Source organism: Roseovarius sp. AK1035 (genome assembly GCF_003288315.1).
In the GTDB taxonomy this organism is placed as follows: domain Bacteria; phylum Pseudomonadota; class Alphaproteobacteria; order Rhodobacterales; family Rhodobacteraceae; genus Roseovarius; species Roseovarius mucosus_A.
Genome location: NZ_CP030100.1, coordinates 63787 through 89337 on the forward strand (window position 1 = coordinate 63787; position 25551 = coordinate 89337).

27 protein-coding genes and 2 pseudogenes are annotated in these 25551 nt (G+C 60.1%); 24 read left to right on the plus strand and 5 right to left on the minus strand.

Going from position 1 to position 25551, the window contains the following annotated elements; all coding sequences use genetic code 11:
- Positions 1 to 2 precede the first annotated feature (2 nt).
- From RAK1035_RS19640 to RAK1035_RS19690, 12 genes are read left to right on the plus strand one after another with little or no spacing between them, the layout of a single operon-like run.
- Complete coding sequence (locus RAK1035_RS19640; RefSeq protein WP_037239850.1) at positions 3 to 425, plus strand: disulfide bond formation protein B; 423 nt, start codon at positions 3 to 5, stop codon at positions 423 to 425.
- On the plus strand, positions 422 to 1081 hold the full coding sequence (locus RAK1035_RS19645) for a DsbA family protein (RefSeq protein WP_008282983.1): 660 nt from the start codon (positions 422 to 424) through the stop codon (positions 1079 to 1081). The genes RAK1035_RS19640 and RAK1035_RS19645 overlap by 4 nt, the downstream gene beginning before the upstream one ends.
- Positions 1082 to 1109: 28 nt before the next feature.
- Positions 1110 to 1577, plus strand: coding sequence for a copper chaperone PCu(A)C (locus RAK1035_RS19650; protein ID WP_008282825.1), 468 nt, complete (start codon positions 1110 to 1112; stop codon positions 1575 to 1577).
- Positions 1577 to 2203: an SCO family protein gene (locus RAK1035_RS19655; RefSeq protein ID WP_037275514.1), complete on the plus strand. Its 627-nt coding sequence runs from the start codon at positions 1577 to 1579 to the stop codon at positions 2201 to 2203. Before RAK1035_RS19650 ends, RAK1035_RS19655 begins: the two co-directional genes overlap by 1 nt.
- Positions 2200 to 3573 carry a M23 family metallopeptidase gene (locus RAK1035_RS19660; RefSeq protein ID WP_008282827.1) on the plus strand — a complete coding sequence of 458 codons (1374 nt, stop codon included), beginning with the start codon at positions 2200 to 2202 and terminating at the stop codon, positions 3571 to 3573. The genes RAK1035_RS19655 and RAK1035_RS19660 overlap by 4 nt, the downstream gene beginning before the upstream one ends.
- 3 nt (positions 3574 to 3576) lie before the next feature.
- A complete protein-coding gene (locus RAK1035_RS19665) occupies positions 3577 to 4035 on the plus strand; it encodes a DUF411 domain-containing protein (protein ID WP_008282828.1) in 459 nt (152 codons plus the stop codon).
- A gap of 22 nt (positions 4036 to 4057) precedes the next feature.
- Positions 4058 to 4843, plus strand: a complete 786-nt coding sequence (locus RAK1035_RS19670; RefSeq protein ID WP_008282829.1) for a ZIP family metal transporter — start codon at positions 4058 to 4060, stop codon at positions 4841 to 4843.
- The gene (gene lspA, locus RAK1035_RS19675) at positions 4824 to 5318 is read left to right on the plus strand and encodes a signal peptidase II (RefSeq protein ID WP_008282830.1); all 495 of its coding nucleotides are present in this window, start codon (positions 4824 to 4826) and stop codon (positions 5316 to 5318) included. The genes RAK1035_RS19670 and lspA (RAK1035_RS19675) overlap by 20 nt, the downstream gene beginning before the upstream one ends.
- Complete coding sequence (gene lnt, locus RAK1035_RS19680) at positions 5315 to 6886, plus strand: apolipoprotein N-acyltransferase (protein ID WP_050775788.1); 1572 nt, start codon at positions 5315 to 5317, stop codon at positions 6884 to 6886. Before lspA (RAK1035_RS19675) ends, lnt begins: the two co-directional genes overlap by 4 nt.
- Entirely contained in the window at positions 6886 to 7053 is a 168-nt protein-coding gene (locus tag RAK1035_RS20450; protein WP_008282832.1) for a hypothetical protein, read from the plus strand. Before lnt ends, RAK1035_RS20450 begins: the two co-directional genes overlap by 1 nt.
- Before the next feature lie 24 nt (positions 7054 to 7077).
- Complete coding sequence (locus tag RAK1035_RS19685; RefSeq protein ID WP_008282833.1) at positions 7078 to 9015, plus strand: penicillin acylase family protein; 1938 nt, start codon at positions 7078 to 7080, stop codon at positions 9013 to 9015.
- Entirely contained in the window at positions 9012 to 10004 is a 993-nt protein-coding gene (locus RAK1035_RS19690; RefSeq protein WP_037275512.1) for a cytochrome c oxidase assembly protein, read from the plus strand. The genes RAK1035_RS19685 and RAK1035_RS19690 overlap by 4 nt, the downstream gene beginning before the upstream one ends.
- 237 nt (positions 10005 to 10241) lie before the next feature.
- Here RAK1035_RS19690 and mntR read toward each other — a convergent pair whose 3' ends face one another.
- Positions 10242 to 10712, minus strand: coding sequence for a manganese-binding transcriptional regulator MntR (gene mntR / locus RAK1035_RS19700; RefSeq protein WP_005641374.1), 471 nt, complete (start codon positions 10710 to 10712; stop codon positions 10242 to 10244).
- Between the two features lie 94 nt (positions 10713 to 10806).
- On the opposite strand from mntR, the gene RAK1035_RS19705 reads away from it, so the two are divergent.
- The 4 genes from RAK1035_RS19705 to phnE are packed head-to-tail and all read left to right on the plus strand — an operon-like array spanning position 10807 to position 15099.
- Positions 10807 to 12687, plus strand: a complete 1881-nt coding sequence (locus tag RAK1035_RS19705; RefSeq protein ID WP_008282837.1) for a cytochrome c peroxidase — start codon at positions 10807 to 10809, stop codon at positions 12685 to 12687.
- Complete coding sequence (locus tag RAK1035_RS19710; RefSeq protein WP_008282838.1) at positions 12687 to 13562, plus strand: phosphate/phosphite/phosphonate ABC transporter substrate-binding protein; 876 nt, start codon at positions 12687 to 12689, stop codon at positions 13560 to 13562. Before RAK1035_RS19705 ends, RAK1035_RS19710 begins: the two co-directional genes overlap by 1 nt.
- Positions 13559 to 14341 carry a phosphonate ABC transporter ATP-binding protein gene (locus RAK1035_RS19715; RefSeq protein ID WP_008282839.1) on the plus strand — a complete coding sequence of 261 codons (783 nt, stop codon included), beginning with the start codon at positions 13559 to 13561 and terminating at the stop codon, positions 14339 to 14341. The genes RAK1035_RS19710 and RAK1035_RS19715 overlap by 4 nt, the downstream gene beginning before the upstream one ends.
- The gene (gene phnE, locus RAK1035_RS19720) at positions 14341 to 15099 is read left to right on the plus strand and encodes a phosphonate ABC transporter, permease protein PhnE (protein ID WP_008282840.1); all 759 of its coding nucleotides are present in this window, start codon (positions 14341 to 14343) and stop codon (positions 15097 to 15099) included. The genes RAK1035_RS19715 and phnE overlap by 1 nt, the downstream gene beginning before the upstream one ends.
- A gap of 3 nt (positions 15100 to 15102) precedes the next feature.
- Here phnE and RAK1035_RS19725 read toward each other — a convergent pair whose 3' ends face one another.
- Together RAK1035_RS19725 and RAK1035_RS19730 are read right to left on the minus strand one after the other, a co-directional pair.
- Positions 15103 to 15579, minus strand: coding sequence for a L,D-transpeptidase family protein (locus RAK1035_RS19725; RefSeq protein WP_008282841.1), 477 nt, complete (start codon positions 15577 to 15579; stop codon positions 15103 to 15105).
- A gap of 99 nt (positions 15580 to 15678) precedes the next feature.
- Positions 15679 to 18075, minus strand: a complete 2397-nt coding sequence (locus RAK1035_RS19730) for a heavy metal translocating P-type ATPase (RefSeq protein ID WP_439570338.1) — start codon at positions 18073 to 18075, stop codon at positions 15679 to 15681.
- A gap of 169 nt (positions 18076 to 18244) precedes the next feature.
- On the opposite strand from RAK1035_RS19730, the gene RAK1035_RS19735 reads away from it, so the two are divergent.
- Positions 18245 to 18514 carry a hypothetical protein gene (locus tag RAK1035_RS19735; protein ID WP_005613342.1) on the plus strand — a complete coding sequence of 90 codons (270 nt, stop codon included), beginning with the start codon at positions 18245 to 18247 and terminating at the stop codon, positions 18512 to 18514.
- Between the two features lie 39 nt (positions 18515 to 18553).
- Here RAK1035_RS19735 and RAK1035_RS19740 read toward each other — a convergent pair whose 3' ends face one another.
- Together RAK1035_RS19740 and RAK1035_RS19745 are read right to left on the minus strand one after the other, a co-directional pair.
- Positions 18554 to 19219 (minus strand): L,D-transpeptidase, encoded by a 666-nt coding sequence (locus RAK1035_RS19740; protein WP_005613343.1) that lies wholly within the window; start codon positions 19217 to 19219, stop codon positions 18554 to 18556.
- 435 nt (positions 19220 to 19654) lie between these two features.
- Positions 19655 to 20005: an ArsR/SmtB family transcription factor gene (locus tag RAK1035_RS19745; RefSeq protein ID WP_005613345.1), complete on the minus strand. Its 351-nt coding sequence runs from the start codon at positions 20003 to 20005 to the stop codon at positions 19655 to 19657.
- Positions 20006 to 20061: 56 nt separating this feature from the next.
- Between RAK1035_RS19745 and RAK1035_RS19750 the strand changes: the two genes are divergently transcribed.
- The 7 genes and pseudogenes from RAK1035_RS19750 to RAK1035_RS19780 all read left to right on the plus strand — a co-directional run.
- Positions 20062 to 20916, plus strand: a complete 855-nt coding sequence (locus RAK1035_RS19750; RefSeq protein WP_037298733.1) for a cation transporter — start codon at positions 20062 to 20064, stop codon at positions 20914 to 20916.
- Complete coding sequence (gene lspA, locus RAK1035_RS19755; RefSeq protein WP_009824417.1) at positions 20913 to 21422, plus strand: signal peptidase II; 510 nt, start codon at positions 20913 to 20915, stop codon at positions 21420 to 21422. The genes RAK1035_RS19750 and lspA (RAK1035_RS19755) overlap by 4 nt, the downstream gene beginning before the upstream one ends.
- Before the next feature lie 37 nt (positions 21423 to 21459).
- The gene (locus RAK1035_RS19760) at positions 21460 to 21981 is read left to right on the plus strand and encodes a TRAP transporter small permease subunit (RefSeq protein ID WP_232279250.1); all 522 of its coding nucleotides are present in this window, start codon (positions 21460 to 21462) and stop codon (positions 21979 to 21981) included.
- The gene (locus tag RAK1035_RS19765; protein WP_232279251.1) at positions 21971 to 23233 is read left to right on the plus strand and encodes a TRAP transporter large permease subunit; all 1263 of its coding nucleotides are present in this window, start codon (positions 21971 to 21973) and stop codon (positions 23231 to 23233) included. Before RAK1035_RS19760 ends, RAK1035_RS19765 begins: the two co-directional genes overlap by 11 nt.
- Positions 23234 to 23270: 37 nt before the next feature.
- Complete coding sequence (locus RAK1035_RS19770) at positions 23271 to 24449, plus strand: IS5-like element ISRssp10 family transposase (protein ID WP_008281741.1); 1179 nt, start codon at positions 23271 to 23273, stop codon at positions 24447 to 24449.
- A gap of 102 nt (positions 24450 to 24551) precedes the next feature.
- Positions 24552 to 25226: pseudogene (locus RAK1035_RS19775) on the plus strand (transposase); the annotation flags it as partial.
- A gap of 16 nt (positions 25227 to 25242) precedes the next feature.
- Positions 25243 to 25539 (plus strand): annotated as a pseudogene (locus tag RAK1035_RS19780) (transposase); the annotation flags it as partial.
- Between the last annotated feature and the right edge of the window lie 12 nt (positions 25540 to 25551).

Consider the following 25551-nt stretch of genomic DNA (forward strand, 5'->3'; position numbering starts at 1 on the left):
CCATGACCCGACTTTCCGGAGAAACGGCCCTTGTTCTTGCTTGGATCATTGCGCTTATCTCATCGCTTGCCGTGCTCTTTATTGGCGAGGTTCTTGGTCAAACGCCTTGCGTCCTTTGCTGGTTCCAGCGCGCCTTCATGTTCCCCCTGGCTGTCGTTCTTGGGCTCGGGCTGTGGTGGCAAGATCCTCGCGTGGGGCGCTATGGCGTTGCGCTGGCGCTTGGGGGGGCGGCGGTGGCGTTGTATCACATCGGCCTCTATGTCGGGCTGATCCCCGAGGCGATCCAGCCCTGCAAGGCGACCGGCCCCTCTTGTACCGACGACAACCAGGTGGTCTTCGGCATTCCGATTCCGCTGATGGCGCTTGTCGCCTTCACGATGATCGGGGTGCTGTCGGCCATTTCACTGAAGGAAAAACAAACATGAATCGACGCGGTCTCGTTCTATCCGTTCTGGCTGTTGGTGCCGCAGGTTTTGGCGGCGCGGCCTGGTATGCCACCCGCCCCCAACCCATTGCAGAGGCAGTCCCTGTCGCGCCTGAAGTGAACGATGTGCTGATCCGGCCCTATTCCCCGATCCTCGGCCCCGAAACGGCACCTGTCACGATTGTCGAGTTTTTCGATCCAGCTTGCGAGGCCTGCCGCGCCTTCTATCCCGTGGTCAAGGATATCATGACTGAGCACGGTGATGCGGTCCGTGTCGTCATTCGATACACTGCCTTTCACGGGGACGCTTCGGTGGAAGCGATCCGTGTTCTCGAAGCTGCGCGGATGCAGCATGTGTTCGAACCCGTGCTGGAAGCGGTCCTGCGCGAGCAGCCGCGATGGGCGTCCCATGGCACTCCGGCACCGGGTTTGATCCTTGAGATTGCCGCAAGCGGTGGTCTGGATGTCGAAGCTGCTCGGACACAGATGCTGGCCCCCGGTGTCGTGGCCGTGCTCAATCAGGACCGCGCTGATGTCGAAGCGGTTGGCGTTCGACAAACGCCCACGTTCTTCGTCAACGCCAAGCCATTGGACCCGTTTGGTGAGGCAGAACTGCGGCGACTGGTGGCGGCGGAAGTTGCGGCCAGCCAAAGTTGATGCTCGGCCAGATACAGGAGAATTCTTCATGACAAAACTATCTTACATCAACGGTTTGACCCTTGTCTTACTGCTCTCGGGCATGTCGACTCCGGCATTTGCCGGTTCGGAGGATGTGGTCGTCGAAAACGCGTGGTCCCGTGCTTCAATCGGGGTCAACCGCCCTGGTGCCGCCTATATGACTGTGCGCAACACCGGTGAAGACACGGTCACGCTGACCGGGCTTACAACACCACTGGCCGTGATGCCCCAGATCCATGAGACGAAAACCAACGCCGACGGCGTCAGTTCTATGGCGCCTGCTGACGAAATCACGATTGAACCGGGCCAAAGCGTAGCATTGGAACCGGGCGGACTGCACGCCATGCTCATGAAGCTGCAAAACCCGATGATCGAAGGCGAGACCTTCCCACTGACACTGACGTTCTCGGACGGTGGTGAAGTGACTGTTGAGGTCCCAATTCTGGGGATCGCCGCGCGCGGGCCGGAGAGCTGATGCAGCGTCGGCATGTGGTCCAATACGGTGCAGCCGGTGTAGGCGCTGTCGCTCTGATGCTCGGGGTCGGCTGGTGGCGGGTAGACGGTCCCGGCGCACCAAAACCGGCCGGCCAAAGGCCTCTCCCCCTGTCGGCGATGGATTTCCGACTGACCGATCACGAAGGCAATGAAGTGGGCCCAGAAGCCCTGATTGGACGCCCGACCATGGTGTTTTTCGGGTTCACCTACTGCCCGGATGTCTGCCCCACGACGTTATCGGATATCTCAGGTTGGCTTGAAGATCTCGGGGACGACGCCGCGCGGATGAACGTGGTCTTCATCACAGTCGATCCAGAGCGGGACACGGCCGAGGCCATGGCCGAATATGTCGGCTATTTTCATCCGGCCATTCGCGGCTGGACGGGACCGGAAGACCAGATTTCCCGCGCTGTAGAAGCATTTCGTGCCTCGTATGAGCGCGTTCCGACCGAAGGCGGCGACTATACAATGAACCATACGGCAAGCGTATTCCTGTTCGATGCCAAGGGTGAACTCGTCACCATGATTGACTATCACGAGCCAAGAGAATTCGCAGTGCCGAAGATCCGGCGTGCACTGACAGAAGACGTAGAGGGGGCAACATGAATATTAGAATTGTTTTGGCGAGCGCTGTGGTCGCAGGCGCTTTTTCGGTGACCGCCATCGCCATATCTGGCGTTCTTTCCAAAGAGCCAGTGCCTCCTGCGATTGCTGAAGCCACCCTCTGGACTCCCGATCCGCTCTCGATGCCTCAGATCGCCGACTACGATGTGACAACGCCCGCTGCATTTCACGCCGACAATGCTAGCCCAATGCGACCTCTGCCGCTCTTGCAATCCGTCTTCGCAGAAACCGCCTTGCCCGAGATTGAACCGCCTTTGATAACCTGGTCGCGTGAGATCGCGTCGGGCGAGACGCTGGATGCGGTCCTGGCGAACGCGGGTATCGCTGCGCCTGCGCGTGCCGAAATCGCGCTCGCGCTTGGTGCAGAATATGACCTGCGCCGATTGCGCCCGGGCCATGAGATCACTGTGATCTCAAAGGTGGACGGAAATCCGAGCCGCGTGGAACTGGCAGTTGACGATGGGGTGCGGATCGAAACGGTCTTTGGTCAGGAACTTGTCACACGCGTGTTGGAGCCAGACCCTGAAATGGTGACGTTCGCGGGCGAGGCAGTGATCGAAAGCTCTGTCTTCGCGGCATTGGACAAGGCGGGCATCCCTGCTCGCTTTGCGGTCGACATGGCGCAGATGCTGGGCGGCACAGTGGATTTTCGACGCGAACTTTCCGGTGGCGAGACGATGCGTCTTCTTTGGCGCGAAGCGCGCGACGGAAACGAGAGGATCGGTCAGCCCGAACTTGCCTTTGCCGCACTGAATCTTGGTGAAACGGTCTACGAGATCGTCTGGCCGGATGACGGCAGCGGCAAAGCGACGATCTATGTTGATGGAGAGGTCCTGCGTGTCTTTGCCCAACCGGTGGAAGGAGCGCGGCTGAGTTCCGTCTTTGGCCGTCGCACACACCCAGTCTATGGGAATGTGCGCATGCACACCGGCGTCGACTTTGCTGCAGCAAGCGGTACGCCGGTGAAAGCGACGGCGCCCGGACGCGTGAGCTTCATCGGACGTCGCGGTGGATATGGCCGGGTGGTGGAGATAGCGCATGGATCCGACACCCTGACACGATACGCACATCTCAGCGAGGTGCCGGACACACTCGAACAAGGGCAGCGCGTGATGGCCGGAGACATGATCGGTCGCGTCGGTGCGACCGGCACCGCGACCGGCCCCAATCTGCATTATGAGGTTCTTGTCGATGGTCGCCCGACGGATCCTCTCTCAGACGACCGACTGGCAGAGGCGGCCGAGCGGGATGCGGATGACACGGCTGCACTTGAGCGATTGGCTGAGGCACGCACGCTACTGGCCGAGAGGCTCACCAGCGAATTTATGCAAACAACAACCGAAAGGCTTTAATCCATGAAACGACTGGCTCTCGCCCTTGCAGTCACGCTGGCCTTGTTCCCCGCGGCGCAAGCTGTCGCCGATGCGATCCAGATTGATGTCCGGAAGACAAACGGCTGCGGCTGTTGTCTGTCCTGGATGAAGCACCTCGAGGAAAGCGGATTCGCGCCGACAGGCGAGGACATGTTCGGGGGATCTCTTGTGCGCTTCAAACTCGACAATGGCGTGCCTCAGCGCATGGTCTCCTGCCATACGGCTTTGGTCGACGGCTACGTGATCGAAGGACATGTACCGGCATCAGACATTCAGCGTTTGTTGGATGAGCGTCCAGATGCAGTGGGGTTGGCGGTGCCCGGAATGCCCTATGGATCGCCGGGCATGGGACCGGAAGACGATCGTGAGGCTTATGAGGTCTTCCTGATCCGCGGCGATGGATCGACCGAGATCTTTAGCAGTTATTCGGCCGCTGACTGACGTATCGGCGAGACCTCAGCGCTTGGAACCCTTCTCCCCAATTACCCTTGGCTTTCTTGGAAGCCTGGCCGCCGGATCGCTGACCGCGGTCGGGGCGATCCCCGTTCTTTTCGGGCGCATCCCATCCCGGGCTACACGCGATCTGCTACTTGGCTTCGCAGCGGGTGTCATGCTCGCGGCCTCGTTTTTCTCGCTGATCATCCCGGCTCTCGATGCAGCCGAAGGACAGTTCGACAACGGTGCTCTCCCGGCGGCCATCGTTTGTGTTGCGATCCTGCTTGGCATGGGCGCGGTCGCTCTGATGAACGAATGGCTGCCGCATGAGCATTTCAAGACGGGGCGGGAAGGCCCAGACGCTGCTTCGCTGCGCCGCGTCTGGCTCTTCATCATTGCGATCACGATCCACAATTTCCCCGAAGGACTCGCCGTTGGTGTCGGGTTTGGGGCTGACGGTCTGTCTGGTGGCTTGCCGCTTGCGATTGGCATCGGGCTGCAAAACGCTCCCGAGGGTCTCGCCGTAGCGGTCTCATTGCTTGGTGAGGGTTATTCCAGGCGCCGTGCGTGGGGGATTGCCGCCCTGACAGGTCTTGTCGAGCCGGTAGGCGGGCTTCTTGGGGCTGGGATCATCAGCATCTCGCAGCCGCTGTTGCCATGGGGGCTCGCCTTCGCCGCCGGGGCGATGCTCTACGTCATCAGCCACGAAATCATTCCCGAAACCCACCGTTCAGGCCATCAAAACAGGGCGACACTCGGTCTCGCAGCCGGCCTCGTGATCATGTTGTTCCTCGATGTATGGCTGGGAGGATGAGATGAAACTGACCCATTTCCAAGGTTTCATTGCGGCTGGAACTGCTTTTCTTGTCGATCAGGTGACAAAAGCAATTGTCGTCGCCAATGCGGCAGATTTGAGCGCCGGAATTCCGGTCTTTCCCGGTTTCAATCTCATCTACCTGCGCAACGATGGCGTGACATTCGGATTACTTGGTGGCGCGCCATGGTGGAGCCTTACGGCGTTGGCCCTCGCTGTCTGCGGCTGGTTGACCGTCATGTTGGTGCGCACTGCCAACCCGGTTGAGGCTATCGCCTATGGTGCGATTATCGGTGGCGCGCTCGGCAACGTCCTCGACCGCATCCGGTTTCGGAGTGTGACGGACTTCCTCGATTTCTATGTCGGATCCACGCATTGGCCCGCCTTCAACATGGCGGATGTTTTCGTGGTCAGTGGCGTGGGCCTACTGCTCATAGCCCCTTGGTTGAGCGCCAAGTTGAAAACAGGCACATGATGGCGGGCTTGCGACCACTGACGGGTCGTGGCCGTTACATTCCCCTGCGATCAGGGATTAGCTTTGCAGCGGGCGGTTTAACGGTTTTAACCCTTCCACCATTCTCATGGCTCATCGTTGTTCCAGTCGCCTTCTCAGCACTCTTTCTCGTCCTCCGGCAGGTTTCGACAGCGCCTGCCTTCTTCATCGGCTGGGTCTTCGGAATGGGCCAGTTCGGGTTTGGAGTTTCCTGGATCGCCGAGAGCTTTTACGTCGATTCCGAACGTTTCGGTGCCCTTGCGATCCCGGCAGTCGCGGGACTGTCCGCCGGACTGGCCATTTTCCCGGCGATTGCGGCGATGTTATTTGCCACCATCATGCAGCGCCGTGCTGTCGGCGACACTACGGCAGGTCTTCTGCTTGCAACCTGCTGGGTTGCCGCAGAATGGCTGCGTGGTCATGTCCTGACAGGGTTTCCCTGGAACCTTGCCGCTTATGCCCTTGTCGAACACGCCGCTCTGCGCCAACCCGCCGCCTGGGTAGGAAGCTATGGGCTGAGCTTTCTCACGGTCTTTATAGGGCTGTTGCCCGGTGTGTTGATTGTGGCGGCACCAAACAGACGCGTGCCTGTTCTCGTGCTCTTCGCCGTTGTGGTGATGGGCCTCTGGGGTGGCGGCGCGCTGCGTTTAGGGACGAATGTGCCTCCGACGGACAGCGCTTTGCGCATCGTCCAAGGCAATGTGCCGCAAGTCGAGAAGTGGGCACCGGGCAGCCGCGAGCGAACGCTGGAGAAATATTTGGGCTTGTCGGCGCAACCTGGACGCTTCGACCTGTTGCTGTGGCCGGAAACGGCCTTTCCCGGTTTTCTGGACGAGGACGCCTTGGCGCGTAGGCGGCTATCCACGGTTCTGCCAGACGGCAGGATCCTTTTGACAGGCGTGCCTGACCGCGTAGAGGGCGATGGGGGAACCCGATATTTCAACACGGTTCAAGCCTATGACGGCAGCGGCGAAATTCTGACGGGATATGCAAAACATCATCTTGTTCCGTTCGGGGAATATGTGCCCCTGAGAGGCTGGCTGCCGATCGAGCGGCTGACCGAAGGTTTGGGTGATTTCACGCCAGGACCAGGGCCACGCACGCTGGCGATCCCGGGTGCGCCTCTGGTCGCGGTGGCGATCTGTTACGAAATCATTTTTCCGGGCCAGGTAGTCGATGACCTTTTTCGCCCCGACTGGATTTTCAACGCCACAAATGATGCCTGGTTCGGGACCAGCATCGGACCCGAGCAGCACCTCGCCTCCGCGCGCATGCGCGCGGTCGAAGAAGGGCTTCCTGTAGTCCGGGCGGCCAACACCGGGATTTCCGCGATCATCGACGCCAAGGGAGAGATCATCGCGCGCCTCGAGACCGGACAAACTGGAGTCATAGATGCCAGCCTGCCGACAGCGCTTGCGCCCACACCTTACGCACGTTTCGGTGATTGGACATCGCTGGCGCTCATCTGTGCGGTCTGGGCTCTAGCCTTTACCGTCGGATTGGTCAGACGACGTTTCAATTCAGAAAAATCAAAATCGGAGGAATCGTGATGCTGGTGCTCGCAGGCTTTGTCGGAGGGGCGCTCTGGGGTGGCTATCTGGCGCAACGGCGGAAAGGGAACCGCCTGGATATACTTCAATACGCGACAAGCTTCGGTATTGCTTTCGGCCTGCTCGCTTTTTTCGCCTCGGTGATCCTCTTGCGCATCACGTCTTGAGATTACTTTGGCACCGGCAACGAATTGAAACGACTATTCAACATATTACTGTACTTGCTCCTGGCGGTTTTTGCATTAGGACTGACCGTATCCGGTGTCGTCTACTTTCTTTTGCGCGCCTCCGTCCCCGACTATGACGAGGATTTCAGTGTTGCGGGTATCGAAGGTCCAGTCGATATTCTGCGAGATGCTGCGGCCATACCGCACATTTCTGCAGACTCCGCTCCGGACGCCTATTTCGCGCTTGGTTTCGTTCACGCTCAGGACAGGCTTGGCCAGTTATTGAGGGCAAGGCGGGCAGCGCAAGCCTTGATGCCACTTGACCGGACGATCGAAGTTGAGCCTTCGACAGCCCAAGCGCTCGACGCATATGCCGCAGGTGTCAACGCGTGGCTTGGCCTGGTGTCCGAAGGCGGGCGCGGCAGAGGCTCACCCGATCTGTTGATCGCGGATGAGAGAATGATCGCAGCCTGGAGACCCGTCGATAGTCTCAGACTTGCCCAAGCGTTTCTGAACGATCTTCAACCCGAGAGACGGCAGAATGACCTGTCCGGCTTGTCAGATCTACCGATCCCGTCGGATCGACCTCTTTTGCCCGAGCTGTTTGTGACCTCGCCCAAGGTCAGCCTCGATGCTTGGGCGTTGCCTGGAGACAGAACAGCTACCGGAGCACCAATTCTCGCCGCCGATATACGTGGCCCCTTATCGCTGCCTTCTGAATGGTACCTGGCGGATATTCAACTCCCGACCGGAGCCGCGATTGGGGCTACATTGCCGGGTGTGCCCTTCATTGTCGTCGGTCGCAGCGAACGCGTCGCTTGGGCGTTCCGATCTGTGTCCCAGAAAGCCGTTAAAGAGCCAGAGAATCCCACGGCCGCGCAGGCCAGCAATTTTCTGATGATGCTTGACCGTCTGGCGCGGTCCGCCGATGTGAACGATGCTATGGACGCATGCATGAACCTGTCACCAGCCGGATTGGAGATTCTTGCGATCGACCGAGAAACCCTTGCTCGCTGGCCTGACAGGGAGGTCGAAACTCCTTTATCGTTTCGAGACGCCCGTCTGGCTGCTCTTGATGAGCGGCAGCCGATATTCTCGGTCGAGGGCGCGATTACGGTGCAGCGCGACACGGTCAGCGCTGCCGCGCGGGCGCTTCTTCCTATAATGGCAAAAGAGCTTTGGTTCGTGGGTTCCACAGGTGCTCTCGAAGAGAACCGCGCAGATGAGCTTCGCGGCGATATTCTGGATCAACTTGCCCAATGGAATGGCGACATGGATCGCTTTTCACCGGAGCCGCTCGTGTTCTGGGCCTGGGCGCGCGCGTTGCAAAAGCGAATACTTCAGGATGAATTTCCATCCGCGACGAAGGTCTGGGCCAGGCCAAATCCCGATGTCCTATTTGCGGTGCTTTCAGATCGCGGAGGGAGCGCAATCTGGTGCGACATCCGCCCGTCTACCCGCATCGAGACCTGCCAGGATCAGGTTCGTGCGGCCCTGGATGATGCCATCGGCTGGCTTGTCGACCGCTACGGACCCGATCCGTCCGCCTGGGCCTGGGGCGAAGCACACGCTTTGAATATGGGGTGGGCACCAATCCGATCGAGCGGGATCATCAGCGATCTGCTGTCTCTCGAAGCCCCATCTTCCGGCGATCCCGACACACTGATTGCAACACTGTTCACTTCTGACAATGACCGCCCGTTCGCGACCAGCGCGGGCACCAATTTTCAGGCGGTCATGTCGTTTTCGGAAGAAGCCGGATCCTATTTCATCGCGCCCGCCGGTCAGTCCGGCCACCCGCTCTCACGTTTCTATGAAAACCTTTTCCCCATGTGGATGCAGGGCAAATACCTTCCGATGTCCACTGATCTGTCCTTGGCCCAAGGTGGCGCAGTGGGAACATCTCGACTTTCACCAGTGTCCGTCGATGGGCCAGCAATACAACATGACAGGAGCCAATGATCACCTACTTCCTTAATTTCGACCCGTTTGGATATGCGATTTCGCCAGTGTCCCTTGTTTCCGTCAGTTTGGCCGCATGGTTCTACGTGCGCGGCCTCGCGCGATCCGCTCGCATTCGCGGGACGGTTTCTGTTTGGCGGCAAGCTCTGTTCTTCGCTGGCTTGACCTGTATTCTCGCGGCCACGAATGCGCCTCTGGCTTCGTTGGGGCACAGCCTCTTTTCGGTGCACCAAGTGGAGCATCTTCTCCTTCGCCTTGCAGGACCACTACTCATCGCGGTCTCTCAGCCGTGGCGACTATTGCAAGCCGGTTTGAACAGACGGTGGCGTCGATACCTCGGCGCTCTTGGAAAATCTATTACTTTGGGGCTCTTGGCACATCCGGTAACCGCCACTGCCGCGCTCATCACGTCGCTCTTTATCTGGCAGATTCCAGTGCTTTACGGACTTGCGCAGCGCATCGCGGCGATCGAGGTGTTCGCCCATTTTGCGATGGTGCTGGCAGGGATCTGGTATTTCGGCATGCTCTTCGACCCGAGAGATCCCCCTGAGGGCGCGAGGCGCGGCGCAAGGCTGATCTCCGGTTTTGCGGTGATCGTTTCAAACATTTTTCTGGGTTCCTTGACGACACTCAAAGAGGTGAGCCTCTATGCCTCCTACCAAACGGCGGGAACCGGGTTGCTCGATCCCCTGTCCGACGAAACCATGGGTGGCTACACGATCTGGGTCCCGTCCTCGATGCTGATGATCGCCGCGATCATTCTGGTCATGAACGGGTGGAACGCGGCCGAGGTGCGTCGCTGGAATTCACGATACGAGTTGGTGCGAGGCTCGAACTCCGCGGCGCTCGAGTTTCCGGAAACGGCCGAAGAATTGCGTCTGAAAGTGGCAAAGCCAAACCGCGACATGGGCCGGACGCTCGCCATAGGCGCCTTGGTCATGTTCTTCATCGTCATGACGACGGTGGTGACTATTGTCTATGCGCTTTGAACAGAGGAGCAAATCAAAGGTTGTACCCACGTCTTTTCCCGCGATCGACATTTTCGCTGCACCGTCGTCGCAGTCAGAGATTTTGGGCACACTATCTCGGGCTGGCCAAGCTCAGAGGACACGAACGATTTTCTGCACTAAAGTTGACCATCAGAACAGACCCACCAGCCTTTGACTGCTGACGCCGCCGCCTCCTGAGTCTTGCTTTGCTGAATTTCGCGAGAACTTGATGCTGCGCTACTTGCCGCTCTCAGATTGCAGGAGGGCGTGTTCGAAGGCCTCCAGCGTGGTCGTGCTGACGTGATGCTCGATCCCCTCCGCATCGCGTTCCGCAGTCTCTTCGTCGATTCCCAGGCTGAGGAGAAACGCGACGACGATCCTGTGCCGCCGGCGGCAGGCCTCGGCCAACTCCCGACCGGCATCCGTGAGGAATATGGCGCGGTAAGGTTCCCGCCGCACCAGGCCAGCAGCTTTGAGTCGCGAGATGTTCTTGGTCACGGTCGGCGGCTTCACTCCAAACCGTTCGGCGATTTCCACCGGCCTTGCCTCTCCGCGCGACTCGATCAGTTCGGCGATCAGTTCAACGTAATCTTCCGCCATTTCGCTCTCATGTGCCTGACGCACGGTCGCGAATCCCTCAGCCTGTGCTTCGGGAGCCCTGTCGACAGTTTCGAACGGTTCATGTTCCTGTGATTGCAGCTTTGTCATACTTGGGACTTTGCAGGGAAACTGCAGGATTGACAACTTGTTTGCATAGGGTAGATAAATTAGCCGTGGCTAACTTTGAAGTTGGGAGACCACGGTGATTCAGAAATTCCTTGGAGCGTTCATTGTCGCACTCGCAAGTGCGCTCGTCCTGTCCGGACCTGTCGCTGCGACGCCTGCCAAGGAGGCTCCATGGCTTCCCGAGGCGGCGGCCTACCGGCTGACTCTCTTCCTCGGAAATCTCGAACCGCTGCCTTGGGATGACGTCGGGACCGCCTGGGCCGAACCCTACCGGGGTTCGGAATTCTCTGTTGGTGCATTGGCATGGCTGGACGGCAACAGCGACATCGGACCCGCCCCCCTTCTGGACGCCATCACTCGCGAAGACCGCCAGGCGGTCTTTGCCGAGGCGACGCGGCTGATCGCGCGCCGGATCGACGAGGAACTGGACCGAGCAGTCATGGCCGACGACCCTGCACGTGCGCAGCAGGCCGTGCGGACAGCCCGAGAACTCTATCGCTCGTTCGCGGACGGTATCGCGGCTGCTGATCCCGACGCTTCGAGACGCATCGGCCTCGCCTGGCTGGAACTCAACAGCAGCACAGGTTCCGCCGGTGTTCTTGGTGCTGGTGCCACACCCGCGAGTCGCAAAACCATGGAAGCCGCGCGCGAAGTCATCTCCCTCTATCTCGCCGAGAATTACCTCGTTGACGATTTCGCGCCGCGCCGGACGCTGAGCGCGCTGCCGGAAACTGTTGTCCTGAGTGGCCGCACCATCGAGGTGCCGCCTAGCCTGCCGCCGGGGTCTGACATCTTCGATCAGGATCCGCTGCCGCGCCTCGTCCTCAATTTCGAGGAGCAGGGCATCGACGAGACCGACCTGCCATTGGTGGCCTATGGCGACATGCTATTCGACAGCGCGCAAATCTTTGGCAATCCGGCGCAGGGTCTCGGGGTCGCTTGTTCGACCTGTCACAACCGATCGGACGTTAACCAGAGGCTTTTCATTCCGGGTGCGAGCCATCAACCAGGCGCGATCGATGTCGATGGCGCCTTCTTCAACCCGATCTTCAATGACCGGCGTGATGATCCGATTGACATCCCCAGCCTCCGTGGCCTGCGCTTCACCGGGCCCTACGGCCGCGATGGCCGCTTCGCCTCCTTGCGCGATTTCACCCGCAACGTCATCGTCAACGAGTTCGGCGGCGATGAACCGACGCCCTTCATGCTGGATGCTCTGCTCGCCTACATGCTCGAATTCGACTTCCTGCCCAACTCCATGCTGACACCGGATGGTCAGCTGACCGAAGCCGCTCCCGAGGCAGCGCAGCGCGGCGAAGCGATCTTCAATACACCCTTCGCGGCGCTCGGCGACCGTTCCTGCTCCAGCTGCCACGTCCCGGACACGAACTTCCTGGACCGGCAGGCCCATGATATCGGCTCGGTTGCGTTGGCCTACGATGGCGCCCGCACCGGTGCGATGGATACACCCACGCTGCTCGGCACCGTCTACACCGCGCCCTATTTCCACGACGGGTCGCTGCCGACCCTGGCCGCTGTCGTGGACTGGTTCGACGAATCGAAAGCGCTCGGCCTGACCGGAGCGGAACGGGCCGACCTGACGGCCTATCTGGAGACCGTGGGCGCAGCGGACGAGCCCTATGAGGCATTCGACGCCGAGAACACCGCCTTCCGGCTGGCATTCTCCGAACTGACGACCTTCGCCTCGACGCTTGATACGCTGCTGCCGCAGCGGGATGCAAAACATATCCTGCTGCTGACCGACACCGTGGCCGCGGACCTTTCGGCGGACGCCAGCACAATGTCGAACCTGGCTGCGCGGCCTGAAGTCTACGCGTTGGCCCAACGTCTGGCCGAGGTTGGTGACGCCGTTCGTACTGATGACTGGGTGGCTGCCGAAACAAGCTGGACCGCGTTCAAGTCCGAAGCCGACGCAATCGAAGAGAGGGCATTCTGATGGCGATCCATATGAACCGCAGAACGATGTTGGCGCTGGCCGCTGCGGGCGCAGTATCGCTCGCAACCCCGCTGGCCGCGCAGGACACTGCGTTGCGGCTGGCTTTCATCCCGCAGGAGAACCCCGAGAAGCTCCTGGGCGACATTGAAGCCATCACCGGCTGGCTGGCTAGTGAGATCGACGTCCCCGTCGAAGGGTTTGTTACCATCGACCATGCGGCAGCGGTCGAGGCGCTGCGCAATGGCGACGCGGATATCTCCTTCATGGGCGCCCTGCCTTTCGTCCTGGCCGAGGCCGAGATCGGTGCCGTGCCACTCCTGTCCGAGGTCTACCGCGACGCGCCGAGCTACACGGGTCGCATCTTCGTCCGGCGCGATAGTGGCATCGCAGGGCTTGCCGACCTGCGCGGGCGCGACATCGCCTTTGCCGATCCGATCTCGGAATCTGGTTATCTCTATCCGCTCGCCGAATTCGTCGAGGCTGGGCTGATCGACGGTCCGGGCGCGGCGGAGGCATTCTTCGGCCGCGTCTTCTTCGCAGGCGGCTATCAGCAGGCCATGCAGGCGATGGCCGAAGGTCTGGTCGACGCCGCGGGTGCCAGCCAGTATGCGGACCTGCTCCTGACGCCGCAGCAGCAGGCACAGGTGACATGGATCGCGGAAAGCCCGCCAATCCCGAGCCATGTCGTGATCGCGCGACCCGGGTTGGATGCCGAGGTGCAAGACCGCTTCACCAACGCGATGCTGCAGCTCAACGAACCTGAGAACCGCGACAAGCTGCGCTATCTCTACGGGCCGGACGGCTATGTCAGGGCCGACTCCGCCGCCTATGGCGGCGTGCGCGACATGGCACGGCGATATGGGCTCCTGGAATGAACATTGCGATCCGGATCGACGACCTGAACTTTGCCCATCCGGGCGGGAGTGTTCCGGCGCTGGAGCGGGTCTCGCTTACAATTTCGACCGGCGAAAGCGTCGCTTTGCTCGGCCCGTCCGGGGCAGGAAAAACAACGCTGCTGGCATTGCTCGACGGCAGGCTTCAGGGCTGGCGCGGGCGCGTTTCAGTCTTGGGTGCGCCGCTCGATCCCGACCAACCGCCGCCGCGCGCAAGCCGACCTGATACCGGTTTCGTGTTTCAGGAATTCGCCTTGGTCGAACGCTCCACGGTTCTGCGCAACGTGCTGAACGGCCGCCTAGGCCGGATGGCGCCCCTGCGCGCCCTGCTGGGGTCGCCAACGCCACATGATCTCGACATTGCGCGCACAGCCCTCACCGATTGCGGCATTGCCGATCTCGCCGAACGCCGGGTCGACAGTCTCAGCGGCGGCCAGCGGCAGCGCGTGGCCATTGCGCGGTGTCTCGCGCAGGAGCCACGGCTGATCCTCGCCGACGAGCCGGTGAGCAACCTCGACCCCACCCGCGCTGGGGAGGTCTTGGCGCTGCTGACCGGGGCGGCGCAAGCGCGCGGCGCAACGGCGCTGTTTTCCTCGCACCAGCCCGACCTGGCGCGGCGTTTCGCGCAGCGCATCATCGGCATGCGGGATGGGCGGATCGCCTTCGATGTACCGACCTCCGAGTTGAACGATGATGCGACAGCGGAGCTCTATCGGGAGGTTGAGCCAATCCCCGGTATCGGCCTCAGGGCGGTGTCCTGATGGCGTTCCGCGGGTTTGGCGGCTTTGCGACGAGCGGTCTGATCGCCGCCGCGATCGTGTGGTCCTTCGCGACGACCGATGTCGAGTTGTCGCGTCTCATGTCGGCCGGCCCGCGCATTGCCGATTTCCTCGGCCGGATGGTTCCGCCTGACCCGACGGTGATGGCCGAGATCAGGAAGGGCAGCGCGGAAACGCTGAGGATCGCGATCCTCGGCACCCTCGGTGCTGTGATCCTGTCCGTTCCCCTCGGCATCCTCGCCTCCGAAACGATGGTATCGCGTGCGGTGTTCCGACCGATCCGAACGCTGCTTGCCTTCATCCGGGCAATTCCGCTGATCCTCGTGGCCATGCTCATGGTGGGCGCTGTCGGGCTCGGGCCGCTGCCCGGCATCATCGCGGTCGCCTTTCATGCAACGGGGATGCTCGCCAAGTTCTATGCCGAGGCGATCGACGGCGTGCCCCGCGCGCCGATCGCCGCGCTGGAAAGCGCGGGCGCCGGGCCGCTCGTGCGGCTCAGACATGCGATCTGGCCGCAGATGGCGCCGGTCGTCGCCCGCGACACGATCTTCCGGTTCGAACTAAACCTGCGAGAGTCCCTGATCCTCGGCATAGTCGGCGCGGGCGGGATCGGCTTCTACATCCAGACCTACGTGCGTTCCTTCCAGTACGACAAGGCCGCCAGCGTCACGATTGCGGTCGTCGTCATGGTCATCGCCATCGAGGCGATCAACGTCACGCTGCGGCGCCGTTTCACCTGATCCTCAGGCATAGATGTCGATCGGGGTCCCGTCCCTGACCATGGCATAGATTTCCTCGATCTGGCGGTCCGTGACAGCGATGCAGCCTGCCGTCCAGTCGCGGACATTCATTGGGTCGATCCCCTTGCGCGGTCCGCCGTGGACGAAAATGTCACCACCCGGCGACTTTCCTTGCGCCTCCGCGAACGCGATGTCAGCCTCGTTGGGATAGGAAATGCCGATGGAGAGATGGAAGAGGCTGTCCGGGTTGCGCCGGTCAATCTCGTAGGAGCCTTCCGGCGTCCGTCCGTCCCCCTCGAACTGCTTGTGGCCCTCGGGCGCGAAGCCCAATCCGATGGGATAGGTCCGCAAGACGTCATCCGCCCCATCAAGAACCAGCAGTCGTTGTCCCTTGTACATGCGCAGCCGAGTCACTTCGGGTCCGTTGTACGACCGGAACTTGCTGGCACAGCCTGACAGGAAGGCGGCAAATCCGCCCATCAAAAAGGCGCGCCGTGGAAATCTGGTGTTTGTCACTGCTCGACGCCCCTTTTTGCGAGGTCTGTTGGTGCCAGAGGTTACTCTAACGAAGACGTCGGATCAATGACCGTGCGCCAGTGCTCCCTTCGCCATCTGCTCGCCCACCGGTTCACCGCCCGAAGGCCCGTCCTTGATCCGATGCCCGTTCAAAAGCCGCAGCGCATTGGCGACCACCAACAGGGATACGCCTACATCCGCAGCGATGGCGCCCCACATCGAGGCCATCCCGAACGCGGTCAGCCCGACGAACAGCGCCTTGGTTGCCAGCGATATACCGATATTCTGGTGGATAATCGTCATTGTCCGGCGAGAGTGAGCAATCAGCCACGGCACTCGAGCCAGATCGTCGGTCATCAGCGCGATATCGGCCGTCTCGATGGCCGCGTCCGAACCGACAGCCCCCATGGCGATGGCATAATGCGCCCGCGCCATCGCCGGTGCGTCGTTCACGCCGTCACCGATCATCGCCACCATGTCGTGGGTTGCCACCAGTTCCTCGATGGCCGTCACCTTGTCTTCTGGCAAGAGATCGGCACGCACCTCGTCAATGCCGACCTCGGCCGCCACTGCACGCGCGGTGCGCTCGTTATCGCCGGTCAGCATGACGATTGTCTTCACGCCCTGCGCGTGTAGGCGCGCAACGATCCCCTTTGCATCTGGGCGGATGCGGTCGCGAAGCTCCAGTACGCCGGTCACGCCGGTCTCGTCACCCACGGCAACGAGGGTGCTCCCTGCCCCTTCGATCCGGTCCCGCAGATCCGCCGGAATGGCATTGCCGAACCCCTTCTCTTCGGCGAAGCGATCCGAGCCGAGCCAGATAGCGCGCCCGTCGGCGCGTCCTTCCAGACCGCGCCCGGGCACGGTGCGGGTGTCCTCTGCGGCAGACACGGAAACACCATCGGCTTCGGCGCGCGAGAGGATGGCGCGTGCCAGCGGGTGTGAAGACCGCGCCTCCAGACTTGCTGCCAGCGCCATGAGATCGCGTGCGGAAACGCCGACCAGGGGGTGAACCGCCGCCACCTCAGGCTCGCCCATGGTGATCGTCCCGGTCTTGTCCATCGCCAGTGCCGTGGTCCGCCCCGGCGCCTCGACATAGGCGCCGCCCTTGATGAGCACCCCCGCCCGTGCCGACGCGGTCAGCGCCGCCACGATAGAAACCGGCGTAGAAATGACCAGCGCGCAAGGACATGCGATGACCAGAAGGACCAGAGCATTGTAGAACCAGTAGTCCCAGGCGCCGCCGAGCAGCAGTGGCGGCACCAGCGCGATGGCGATCGCCAGAGCCATCACAATGGGTGTGTAGATGCGCGCGAACTTCGCGACCCACTGCTCGACCGGCGCACGACGGGCATGGGCATCGCCCACCATGCGAATGATTTTCGCCAGCACCGTGTCCGAGGCGGCTTTGGTCGCCCGCACCGTCAGTGTGCCCTCGCCGTTGATAGTGCCGGCATAGACCTCGTCGCCGGGCTCCTTGGGCACCAGTGCGCTTTCGCCGGTAATAGGAGCCTGATCGACGGCCCCTGCCCCGTCCACGACTTCACCGTCGAGAGGGATCCGGTCGCCGCCGCGCACGATAAACCTTGCATTGACTGCCACGGCAGCGGCCGGAACGTCGGCTTCCGATCCGTCGTCGTAAAGAACCCGAGCCGTAGGCGGCGCGAGGTCGAGGAGAGATGAAACCGCGTTGCGTGCGCGACCGACACTCCAGCTCTCAAGATAGAGCGACAAAGAGAAGAAAAACGCGACCGTCGCGGCCTCGAAGAATTCGCCGAGCCCGATGGCTCCTGCAACGGCCACCACCATCAGTAGGTTCATGTCTGGCGAAAGTCGCCGCGCCGAAGACCATGCCTTGGGCGCAACCAGCCAGACCCCAAAGAGGATCGCGACGGCGAAGATCCCTGCTTCCGCCATAGGCATAGGCACCTCGCCATGCCCCGCAAAGAGCCCGAGCGCGCCGCCCATGCCGGTCTCGACAATGTGAAAAAGGAATCCCGCCGCCCAGAAGCCGCCGCTCAACGAGGTAAAGCGCTTCTGACGTGCCAGATGCGCGGCCTGATCCTCTGCTGCGTTGTCGGCGTCCCACGGTTTTGTGCTCATGCCGGTACTCGCGACCAGTTGCGAAACCTCGTTGTCCGAAATTCCGACTGCGGTATCCAGAATCGTCATCCGACCATTGATGACATCGAACGCCAGATGCTCAGTCCCGCCGACTTTTGGACCGACCACCCTATTCAGGATTGCCACCTCTTCGGCACAATCTAGACCGGAAACTTGAAAACTTCGCCCATTCGAGGGGATGGATTGTGCCGGTCCCGTGTTGGCTCCAGCACCGCAGCACGCAGCACCTTTTCCATGAGAGTGGGGAACTACGCTCGCATGTTTGTGATCATCACCATGATCGTGACTGCAGTCAGAGCTGTGCTTGTGGTCGTGGCGGTGGCCATTGGAAGACATGGGATTGACCTCGGGATTCGTTCATTCCACATTGAGATAGCCCCTACAGTAACTAGAGCTTCAAGAGCAAAAACAGAAACTTGGTCAAATAAGGACACAGACCTGCGGAACCTTGAAACGCGCCGTTAAGTCTGAGGACGCGGCTGACCTGCCAAAGAGTGAGATAGATATGCTTCAAAAATATGCGGTGATCATGGTTGCAACATTGGCCCTGGCTGGCTGCGCGGTGCCTTCTAAGGAAGACAACGATCCATTCAGGATCGGCAATGTTCCAGAATCTGTCGCAGCCCTCGCTGCACCCGACCAGGATCTCATCACGGCACGGCTACGTCCCGAAGATAATTGCTATTGGTATGCCCATAGTGGGCCGGTGGAAACGACCTTGGTCCCGTTGCGATCGGCAGGCGGCAATCCCATCTGCGTCGCGCGCCAATCCTGATTGACGCGTCCAAGCGTCGGATTGACGGCGCGGCTTGGGTCAACTCTGCGGAGTCACGCTGTCCTCGGCCGAATATAGGAACGCCGTCGAGCCAATCTCCACATTCGGATACAGATCGTTTATGTGCGCCATGACCATCCGGACGCAACCGGAACTGGCTCGGCCGCCGATGCTTCGCGGCTGTGGTGTACCGTGGATGCGCAGATAGGTGTCTCGGTCCCCGACATAGAGATAAAGCGCCCGTGACCCGAGCGCGTTCTCAGGTCCGGGTTCCATACCGTCAGCGATGTCGGCGTAGAGCTCCGGGTCGCGGTCAATCATGTTCTGTGTTGGCTGCCAATGCGGCCACCTGACCTTGCGCTTGATCGTGTAGACGCCTGGCTCATAAAGTTTGCCACGAGCAATCGCTACGCCATAGCGCATCGCCGTGCCGCCTTCCTCGATATGGTAAAGATAGCGCGCGACAGCATCGACATGGATGTCACCGGCCACAAGACCATCTTTAGTTATAACCCGCTGCGGCAGAAAGCGCGGGTGCAGGCCCCACGGGTTTGATGTGGCTGGGTTATAGCCCGGCGGTGTAATCTGTGCATCCCAAGCCGCCTTTTCCGCTTCAGTGGGCCAGGTGTCAGCGAGGAGCGGACTCGAGATAGACGCCGAGAACAATGCGGCAGTCGTCTGGATGAAGTGTCGTCTTGTCAGCATATAGATTGCTCCGTTCACGCATTGGACGGCAAACCGAACCTTACCCCGAACGCAGTGTTGTTCGCCCGGGAAAGAGTGAGGCGTTATTGGCAACTTGCTCCATGGTGCCGTTCTATGTCGGTGGCTTAACTCCTAAAGCTACTAGAGGTTCAAGAGAAATTTTGATGCCAGACGATCTCGGTAATACTTCGGGCCCGTTCGTTTCTTTATCAGTCTAAGCGCTGTCACGATCTGTGGGGTGAAACCAGGCTACTGCCACGATGCCGGGCCTCGTCTTGATCTTCGCTTCAATTGTGATCCTTAACTCGCTATGCCGAGCAGTTAAATTGAGCGCTTTCAATAATGGGTCTTTTCAACACGTTTGGCAGCAAGCCCCATATAAAATTTTGCCTCACGCGGAAGTGGTCGTGATGACGTGCATTGGGATATTATCGTTCACGCTTCGCGATAATTGTCACAAGCCCCAACACCTTCTGCGACCACATCAAGCAGGGCGTCTACATCATTTAAAAGAGCTGCTATGCGCGGACTGCTGATCCGGTAGCGAATGAAGCGCCCATCGCGGTCGCTGGCGACAAGTCCGCAATCCAGAAGGCATCGCAAATGATTTGACACGTTGGGCTGCGATAGCCCTGTGCGTTTGACGATCTCGTGAACAACCAACGGTCCTTCACACAGCACGCCCAGTATCGCCAGTCGGCTCGGGTCGGCAAGACCGCGAAAGAGCTTTGCCCTACGCTCGATGCCAGCGGCCGCAGCATTGCGATCGGCGAAGACTTGCATCATATCACTCCTTGCTGATATGTTTGAACTTGATCCACTTTAGCAGGAGTATTGCACCGATGGCCAACACCGAAAGCACCCGATCGACAGCAGATACGTCGCCCGTCCGTTACCGGGTTTCCGGAATGGATTGCGCCAAGGATGCCGCCCAGATCGAGCGGGCGGCGCAGTCTGCGGGTGTCGCGCCCGACGCAGTGAAAGTATCAGCGGCGACCCATATCATGACTCTGAAAGTCCCTGAAGCAAGCCTGCCGGAGATTGAAAAAGCCGTTGAGACAACGGGATATGGGTTCGACCGCATCGAGAGCGACGAGGACCTTCAGCAAAGTGCGGCCCATCAGGACCCGGGCTACCGCCGCGCGCTCTGGATCGTCGTGATTCTAAATGTCGGTTACGGCGTTCTGGAAATGATTGGTGGGTTTATTGCCGGGTCACAGGCGGTGAAGGCCGACGCGCTGGATTTCATCGGCGATGGCGCGATCACTTTCTTGGGGCTTCTTGCCATCGGATGGAGCCTTCTCTGGCGGGCACGCTCTGCCCTGATCCAGGGCATCTTTCTCGGCCTGCTTGGCCTTGGGGTCTTTAGCACGACCATCATAAGGGCATTCGAGCCGACAACCCCAGACGCCACATTGATGGGGATTCTGGGCCTGATTGCTCTTGTGATAAATGTCATCTCCGTGCTGCCGTTGTTGCGGTACCGCAAGGGCGATGCGAACATGCGCGCTGTCTGGCTTTTCTCGCGTAACGACGCCATCGGCAACGCCGCAGTCGTTATCGCCGCTGGGCTAGTGGTTTGGCTGGGCAGCGCTTGGCCCGATCTTATCGTCGCGTTCGGGATCGCCGGACTGTTCCTGCACTCGTCATGGGCGATCATCCGCGACGCGCGGGCCGATCTGAAGGCGGTGGCATGAACAGCCGCGTTCTCGGTGGGCTTTGCGCCATCGCCGCGTTTGGTGTTGATCAGGGCACCAAGGCTCTTGCCCTGAACTCCCCGGCGCTTGAGAACGGGGTCGAGGTTCTGCCCTTTCTCAACCTCGTGCGGGTTTTGAACGATGGGGTCAGCTTCGGTATGCTCGGCGGGGTCGTACCCTGGTGGGGTCTGGTCGCACTTGCTGCCGTGGTCGTGGCATGGCTGCTGATCTGGCTATGGAAGGCTCCGGACGGGCTGACAGGTGCGGCGCTCGGTCTGATCATCGGAGGCGCGCTTGGCAATATCCTTGACCGTCTGCGCTATCAGGCCGTCCCTGACTTTCTCGACTTCCATTACGGGTCATACCACTGGCCGTCCTTCAACTTGGCTGACGTGGCGATCTTTTGTGGGGCAGCATTGCTGTTCTGGGACAGCTTTCGCACCTCGAAAGTCAGGCCGGAAAATCGGGAACAAGACAATCGCAAGGGAGATGTCACGGGGGGATAACAGCTAACAGGCAAAGAACTTTGGGAGGGAATTCGGCTTGAGATTTTTGGATTGGATTGACCGTGGCATTCGCGGCATCGGCGTCGTGACTGCGTGGCTGACAGTTGTTTCGATTGCTGCTTATGGCGCGCTTCAGATGCTGGATCGCAAGCTACAACTTGGCGTGTCGAGCTATTTGCCGGACCTGTCCACGTCACTGCTGTTCATCCTAATTTTCTTGACCTTTGGGTATACCTATCTGCGCGACGGTCACGTGCGCGTTGATGTTCTTCGCAGACATTGGTCCGCCCGCCGCATTGCTTGGATCGAACTGATTGGCGGCCTTTTTGTCCTTCTGCCGCTCGCCGCCATCCTGACCTACTACGGATGGGACGGTTTGATGCGCACCACGAAATACGCGGAAACCCAGTTGTGGGCACAACGCATTGCCGGGGTCATCGGCCCCATCCTGCTGGCTCTTGCCGGGATGATCGTAGCCCTTCGCAACATCGCCTTTCTGACAGGGAGACGTGCGCAAGGTGCACCGGAACAAGCAAGCGGCCTGCACAATGGTGAATGAGGTCCTCACGGTTGCCATGCTTGTCGTGATGGCGATTGGGGTTTTCAGTGGCTTTCCGGTGGCGCTGGTGCTCGCGGGGACAGGCTTCTTGGGGTTTGTCGCTGCGGTTTGGGTGGGGATCACTGATTTTCAGCATCTGGGGCTGATCTACCTGAGGGCCCGTGGTGTACTGACCAATGAATCAGTCCAATTCACCAGCGTTCCAATGTTGATTTTTCTTGGTCTGATCCTGAATGCCAGCGGGATTGCCGAAACCATGTTTCGCTTGCTGGGGCGTCTTCTGACAGGCGTTCCCGGTCGCTACGCCATTGCGACTTTGCTGATCGGCCTCGTTCTTGCGCCCGCCGCCGGGGTGATCGGTGCTTCCGTCATAACTGTGGCGTTGGTGGCCTATGCCCCGATGATGGCGTCGGGCTACGCACCGCGAACCGCAGGAGGCGCTGTCGCAGCTTCTGGAGCATTGGGTGTCGTGTTCCCGCCAGCCGTGATGCTGTTCTTCATCTCGAACGTGTTCTATCTGCGCATCGGATTGATGTATGTGGCCCTCATCGTACCTGTGCTTCTGATGGTCATGGCCTTCGCGGTCTACTTTGCGGTCACCTTGAGAAAAACGGTCGAAATCCCGCTGGACACACCCAAGACCAATCTTGTGTCAGACCTCTTGTTTGTACTCGCGTCTGTCGCGGTCATCGCATCCATTCCGCTCAGCATCATTCTGGGCTTTGCGACACTAACAGAGGCGGCTGGAGTAGGGGTTTTTGGCGCGCTATTGGTCGCGCTGGCGCGAAAGCGCTTGTCTTTCTCATCGTTGAACTCTGTCACGGTGCAGACAAGCACGATGACGTCGATGGTCTACTTCATCGTATTGGGCGCATCGGTATTCTCGCTTAGTTTCCACCTGGTCGGTGGACCGGACGTCATCTTCGAGTGGATATCCGCATTCGATCTCACCCGGTGGGAACTGTTGGCGATCCTCCTTGGCGTGATCATCATACTTGGGTTTGTTTTTGACTGGATCGAGGTGCTGCTGGTCTTTGTACCAGTGTTGATGCCGATCTTTTCGGAACTCGACTTCGCAGATCACGTCGGCTCTGCCTACTTTGCGCAAATCTGGATCGCTGGCCTGATAGCACTGGCCTTGCAGACGTCTTTTCTGACGCCTCCCTTCGGCTATGCCCTATTCTTTGCCAAGATGGCGGCACCTAACAGGCTGCTGAAAAAGTCGGCCCTCGACGCGGTTATGAGAACATGATTCACTTCCGGCATGGCAGCGGCAGCAGGAGGTGGCGATGCGTGGGACGGACGAGGCAAGCGGGTCGCTGTTCAGCTATGTTGATCTTGAGCAGCGGGTTCCGGATCGTCATCCGCTGCGGTTGATCCGTCGGGTCGTCAATGACGCGCTGGCCAGCCTGGATGCCGAGTTCGCCGCGCTCTACACCGATTTTGGCCGCCCCTCCATCGCGCCGGAGCGACTGATCCGTGCGAGCCTTCTTCAGCTCCTGTTCTCGATCCGCTCGGAACGGCAGCTGATGGAACAGATGAACTATAACCTGCTGTTTCGGTGGTTCGTCGGCCTTGGCATCGACGATCCGGTCTGGGTTCCTACGGTGTTTACCAAGAACCGCGATCGGCTGCTGACGACCGACATGTCGCGCAAGCTGATGGCGGCGATCCTGGCGCACCCGGAGGTCCGTCCGCTCCTCTCGGATGAACACTTCTCGGTAGACGGCACTTTGGTCAAGGCGTGGGCGTCCATGAAGAGCTTTCAGCCCAGGAACAGCGCGCCGCCACCGCATGACGATGATCCTGGCGGACCGCCACCACCGGCCGACGCGACCTTCGCAAACACCGAACCGCAGCCCCAGCAGACAGAAACGCAGCCGATGCCCGACACGCCCCGCCATATCCGCAACGCCGCAGTGAACTTCCGGGGCCAGAAGCGCTCGAACGCAACCCACATCTCTGTGACGGACCCCGATGCCCGTCTCTACAAGAAAGCACCGGGTGCCGCGGCGACATTGTGCTTCATGGGACATACGCTGATGGAGAACCGCAACGGGCTGATCGTGCAGGCCGATTTGACCCATGCCGATGGTTACGGCGAGCGCAAGGCGGCCCTCGAGATGATCAACCGACACTCCCCTGGCTCGACCCGGCGCCTGACGCTTGGAGCAGACAAGGGATATGACAGCGCCAACTTTGTTGCCGCACTCAGGCGCATGGTTGTGACGCCACATGTCGCGCAGAAGGCCCGGAGTTCCGCAATCGACGGGCGAACCACCCAGCATCCCGGTTATGCCTTGTCACAGCGGCGCCGGAAGAAGATCGAGGAACCCTTCGGCTGGGCCAAGACCGTGGGCGGCATGGCCCAGACTGTTCATCGCGGCCTCGACAGGGTCCGCGCCCAATTCACAATGACCATGGCAGCCTGCAATCTGGCCAGACTACCGAAACTCCTTGCCCCCTGACGAAGGGGTCAAACCCGACCCGGCGTCCGCAGTCGCAAAGAGCCACCTTCAAACCGTGGGGGAAGAATAACGTCCTTCAAGGCTGACTTCTTCAGCAGCCTGTTAAGGGTTTGCCGCAAAACGGCTGTTCAAGCCCGGCGGGTTGCATTGCAGATCATCCAAACCACAATCATCTGCGCACCTGACCGTCTACGTGATCTTTTGCGCAATATGACCCGCATGCAATTGATCAGGACACTGGCAGCTTGGCGTCCGGATTTGACAGGGTTTCGGGATGTCGAAGAATCTTACAAGATTGCGCTCAAATCGCTAGCACGTCGATACCTTGAGCTGCACGATGAGGTCGCCGATCTGGACGACATGATCGAAGCAATCGTCACTGACCTTGCCCGATATCTGATTGCATGCAGCGGGATCGGCTTTACCAGCGCGGCTCAATTGTTGCTGACCGCAGGCGACAATCCTGAACGGCTCAGATCCGAAGCCAGCTTCGCTGCTTTGTGCGGCGTCAGCTCAGTTCCTGCATCCTCGGGGAAAACAACACGACACCGATTGAACCGGAGTGGCGACCGAGCCGCGAACAGCGCACTCCACATCATCGCAATTGGGCGGTTACGGCTGGATTCGAAGACAAAGGAATACGTTGCGCGACGAATAGCTCAAGGCCATTCAAAGCTGGAAGCTATTCGGTGCCTGAAACGATACATCGCACGTGAAGTCTTCAACATCATCGCGCGACGTCACAAACAGATCAATCAGGCTCAAATCGCGGCTTGACACTTAGAAGGGCGTCCAGGGATCGCAGTTCACATCCACCGACTTCATCAAGGTGCTGGCCGCCCGTGAGATCAAGATCAGCATGGATGGCAAGGGCGCCTGGCGCGACAACGTCTTCGTCGAGCGGCTCTGGCGGACCATCAAATACGAGGAGGTCCACCTGCGGGCCTATGCCAGCGTGTCCGAGGCCCGGGCCGGAATCGGACGGTATCTCGCCTTCTACAACAGCCGACGCCCGAATTCATCGCTTGACGGGAAAACCCCCGATCAGGCCTACTTCAACCAGCCAATGCCCGAGGCGGTAGCGGCATAAAAAAGGCGGAAA

Bases quoted from the DNA above. Each gene is read 5' to 3' on its own strand.
- lspA (WP_009824417.1), top strand. From the start codon at position 20,913: ATGAACAGCCGCGTTCTCGGTGGGCTTTGCGCCATCGCCGCGTTTGGT.
- RAK1035_RS19660 (WP_008282827.1), top strand. From the start codon at position 2,200: ATGAATATTAGAATTGTTTTGGCGAGCGCTGTGGTCGCAGGCGCTTTT.
- RAK1035_RS19655 (WP_037275514.1), top strand. From the start codon at position 1,577: ATGCAGCGTCGGCATGTGGTCCAATACGGTGCAGCCGGTGTAGGCGCT.
- RAK1035_RS19730 (WP_439570338.1), bottom strand. From the start codon at position 18,075: ATGTCTTCCAATGGCCACCGCCACGACCACAAGCACAGCTCTGACTGC.
- lnt (WP_050775788.1), top strand. From the start codon at position 5,315: ATGATGGCGGGCTTGCGACCACTGACGGGTCGTGGCCGTTACATTCCC.
- RAK1035_RS19735 (WP_005613342.1), top strand. From the start codon at position 18,245: ATGCTTCAAAAATATGCGGTGATCATGGTTGCAACATTGGCCCTGGCT.
- lspA (WP_008282830.1), top strand. From the start codon at position 4,824: ATGTATGGCTGGGAGGATGAGATGAAACTGACCCATTTCCAAGGTTTC.
- mntR (WP_005641374.1), bottom strand. From the start codon at position 10,712: ATGACAAAGCTGCAATCACAGGAACATGAACCGTTCGAAACTGTCGAC.
- RAK1035_RS19725 (WP_008282841.1), bottom strand. From the start codon at position 15,579: ATGGGCGGATTTGCCGCCTTCCTGTCAGGCTGTGCCAGCAAGTTCCGG.
- RAK1035_RS19640 (WP_037239850.1), top strand. From the start codon at position 3: ATGACCCGACTTTCCGGAGAAACGGCCCTTGTTCTTGCTTGGATCATT.
- RAK1035_RS19770 (WP_008281741.1), top strand. From the start codon at position 23,271: ATGCGTGGGACGGACGAGGCAAGCGGGTCGCTGTTCAGCTATGTTGAT.
- RAK1035_RS19665 (WP_008282828.1), top strand. From the start codon at position 3,577: ATGAAACGACTGGCTCTCGCCCTTGCAGTCACGCTGGCCTTGTTCCCC.
- RAK1035_RS19710 (WP_008282838.1), top strand. From the start codon at position 12,687: ATGGCGATCCATATGAACCGCAGAACGATGTTGGCGCTGGCCGCTGCG.
- RAK1035_RS19765 (WP_232279251.1), top strand. From the start codon at position 21,971: ATGGTGAATGAGGTCCTCACGGTTGCCATGCTTGTCGTGATGGCGATT.
- RAK1035_RS19690 (WP_037275512.1), top strand. From the start codon at position 9,012: ATGATCACCTACTTCCTTAATTTCGACCCGTTTGGATATGCGATTTCG.
- RAK1035_RS20450 (WP_008282832.1), top strand. From the start codon at position 6,886: ATGCTGGTGCTCGCAGGCTTTGTCGGAGGGGCGCTCTGGGGTGGCTAT.
- RAK1035_RS19715 (WP_008282839.1), top strand. From the start codon at position 13,559: ATGAACATTGCGATCCGGATCGACGACCTGAACTTTGCCCATCCGGGC.
- RAK1035_RS19740 (WP_005613343.1), bottom strand. From the start codon at position 19,219: ATGCTGACAAGACGACACTTCATCCAGACGACTGCCGCATTGTTCTCG.
- RAK1035_RS19650 (WP_008282825.1), top strand. From the start codon at position 1,110: ATGACAAAACTATCTTACATCAACGGTTTGACCCTTGTCTTACTGCTC.
- RAK1035_RS19750 (WP_037298733.1), top strand. From the start codon at position 20,062: ATGGCCAACACCGAAAGCACCCGATCGACAGCAGATACGTCGCCCGTC.
- RAK1035_RS19645 (WP_008282983.1), top strand. From the start codon at position 422: ATGAATCGACGCGGTCTCGTTCTATCCGTTCTGGCTGTTGGTGCCGCA.
- phnE (WP_008282840.1), top strand. From the start codon at position 14,341: ATGGCGTTCCGCGGGTTTGGCGGCTTTGCGACGAGCGGTCTGATCGCC.
- RAK1035_RS19745 (WP_005613345.1), bottom strand. From the start codon at position 20,005: ATGATGCAAGTCTTCGCCGATCGCAATGCTGCGGCCGCTGGCATCGAG.